This is a genomic window from Microbacterium sp. (genome assembly GCF_030149085.1).
Classification (GTDB): domain Bacteria; phylum Actinomycetota; class Actinomycetes; order Actinomycetales; family Microbacteriaceae; genus Microbacterium.
Genome location: NZ_JASBSF010000327.1, coordinates 1 through 2,932, shown reverse-complemented (window position 1 = coordinate 2,932; position 2,932 = coordinate 1). Strand labels below are relative to the sequence as shown.

The 2,932-nt window shown below is 68.1% G+C and carries 2 protein-coding genes; both read right to left on the bottom strand.

Annotation, left to right across the window (positions count from 1 at the left end):
- Window positions 1-11: 11 nt before the first annotated feature.
- On the bottom strand, window positions 12-1,580 hold the full coding sequence (locus tag Q1V87_RS13335) for an MFS transporter (protein ID WP_300593801.1): 1,569 nt from the start codon (window positions 1,578-1,580) through the stop codon (window positions 12-14).
- Window positions 1,581-1,903: 323 nt separating this feature from the next.
- A partial coding sequence (locus tag Q1V87_RS13330; RefSeq protein ID WP_300593798.1) for a hypothetical protein occupies window positions 1,904-2,932 on the bottom strand: 1,029 nt, incomplete at its 5' end.

Here is a 2,932-nt window from a genome sequence, read left to right as displayed (position 1 = left end):
GAGGTCGTACTTCACGCGCTCTCCCCCACGGCCGCGGTCGACCGCGCGGCAGCACGGCGGACCACGAGTGCCCCAACGAACCCGAGCAGGAGGAACACCGTCGCCACCAGCAGCGACCAGCGGGTGGCATCCGCGAAGCCGTTCGACAGTGCCGTCACCGCCGCCGCGGTCTGGTCACCGAGCGGACTGCTCGCCCCCTCGGCACGCAACTGGCTGATCGTGGTTCCCGCAGACTGCCGTGTCGTGTCGGCGAGCTGGGTGGCTGTTGAGCCGGTGATGCCGGCATCCGTCAGCGCCGCCGGCAGCGTGAGCGCGAGGGCGACCGCCAGCGCAGCTCCCGCGAAGGCGGTTCCGAGGGCCGACCCGACCTGCCGCACGGTGCTCTGGGTGGCAGATCCCTGACCTGACACGTCAACCGGGACATCCTGCAGCACCGTGCCGGTTAGCTGCGCGGAGGCCAGCCCGAGACCCAGGCCATAGACGACCAGCGGGATCGCGACGATCCACCCCGAGCTGTCGCCGGTGATGAGCAGGGCGAGGATGCCGACCCCAATGACTTCGAGCGCGAGTCCGATCAGCACCGTTCCGGGCGAACCAAAGCGTGCGGCGAGGTGCCGCGCCGACGCACCCGAGAAGAAGGCGCCGAGCGCCATCGCGGCAAGGACCAGGCCCGCACCCATGACATCCAACCCGAGCGCGTTCACGAGGTAGAGAGGCAGGACGAAGATGATCGCGAACTCCCCCACCGCGACCATGGCTGCCGTGACGTTGCCCCAGGTGAAGGTCGGCAGGCGGAAGAGGTTCAGATCCAGGATCGCCGACCGTCGCACCTTCTCGCGGTGACGCTCCCACAGCACGAACAGCACGAGAGCCACGACCGCCACGGCGAACGCGATGGGGACCACCGACACCGGAGCGTCCGCCGGCCACTGCCACCCGAAGATCGAGAACTCGTCCGTCGGTGCCCACCAGCCCAGCTGGGGCCCTTCGATCACGGCGAAGACCAGTGCGCCGAAGCCGATCGCGCTCAGGAGCGCACCGTCGACATCCGCTCCCGGTCGACCCTTCGCGCCCTTGGTTTCGGGGACCGTCAGCAGCCCCGCAATGAAGACTGCCGCACCGAGGGGGATGTTCACGAGGAAGATCCAGTGCCACGAGGCCCACTGGGTGAGAGCGCCACCGGCGAGCGGGCCGACGGCGGCAGCCCCCGAGATCACCGCGCCCCACACCCCGAACGCCGCTCCGCGGTCCTTGCCGCGGAATACCGCGTTCACGGTCGAGAGAGTCGAGGGCATGATCAGCGCCGCACCGATCGCCTGCACGGCACGCGCCGCGATCAACGGGCCCGCAGCATCCGCCATCGCGGCGAGGATGCTGCCGCCGACGAAGACGACGAGACCCACCTGGAACAGGAGCTTGCGTCCCCATCTATCGGCGAGCTTGCCCGTCGATAGCAGGAGCGCGGCCAGCAGCACTGCGTAAAGGCTGTTGACCCACTGCGCATCGGTGAGATCGAGGCCGATATCGGCAATGATCACCGGGAGCGCGACGCCGACGATCGTGCCGTCGAGCACGATCATGCCGAGCCCCGTGGATAGCACCGCGAGGGCGAGCCATTCGCGGCGGGTAGGTGGTGTCACGCGAAGGTCGGCATTGGTGCTCACGATCCGAGCCTGGCACAGCAGGCGCACCCCGACAACGCGCGCCCGGCGATCGCTGGGCACTTCTTCCGACCTACCGAGATACAGCGGTTTCGGGTCGTGCCGTTGATCCGGGGACCTGACGGTTACCCCTGGGCACGTCGTTGTGGGTCGAGAAATGTAACACCCGCCGGATGCCCCACGCAAGCATCCGTGATCACGGGTTCACGCCCCTGCATGACGCCCGGTACGCGAAGGACAACTCAGCTGAACGGCGGGACCTCGACAGGGGCGGCGAGACCGATGAAGGCGACGATCTGGTGCCCACCAGGGTTCGTCTGCAGAGGGACGGTCTCCCAGTTGTTGGCGATCCAGAGGTTGCCCGACGGGTCCACGATCAGGCCCGTGTTGCGGACGAGTCCGTCGAAAGCGTAGCCGGCGTCCGGTGAGATCGGGTCACCCGTCGACAGGTCACCGGGGCATGTCTCGGGAGAGGTGCCGCAGAACGCTGATACCCGCTGATCGGAGAAGTTCCCGACAAAGACGTTGCCGTTGCCGTCGGTTGCGATGCCCCACGGCCGGGTGATCCCGCCGCCGGTGAACGGGCCGGAGACCGTCTGCCCGTCGGCGTCGATCAGCGCGATCGACCCCGCCGGTCCCGACGAGATCGGGCGGGTCGGGCACGGGAGGGTTGTGGAACCGGAGTTGGCGACCCACACGTTGCCCTCCGGGTCGGCAGCCACACCCATCGGCAACACGAACTCGTCGCCCGAGAGCGCAGCACCCCCCACAAGGGTCCCGTCATAGTTGAAGACCGCCACCGAGCTGCTCGCGATACCGCTCACGACAACGTGCGTACCCGTGTCGACCACACCGAACGCCTGGTCAAGGCCGGCATCGAGCGTCATCGCCTTCTCGGGGTCGCCACCGGGATACACGGTGACAGTGCCCGTCTGGCAGTTCGCGTTCCAGACATCGCCGGCGGCCGTGATGTCCATGCCCTGCGGCCACGCGAGGTCGCCCGCGGTGAATCCGGTGCCAGCCGGCGAGAGGGGCTCCCCCTCGATCGAGAAGAGCGACACGCTGTTGTGTGTCGGCTGCTCGGTGCATCCTTCACCGGCGAACCCGAAGTTGCTCACCCACAGCTGCCCGGACGGGTCGAACGCGATGCCGAATCCCGAACCGCTCAGGCCGCCTCCCGTGTACTTGCCGACCATCTCGCCGTTGGGTGCGAACTTCATCAGCAGATCACTGCCACAGGTCGGATCCTGCGGGTCGGCGCCGTACTCGTA

Coding starts and splice junctions, on each gene's coding strand:
- Q1V87_RS13335 (WP_300593801.1), bottom strand. CDS start 1,580: ATGATCGTGCTCGACGGCACGATCGTCGGCGTCGCGCTCCCGGTGATC.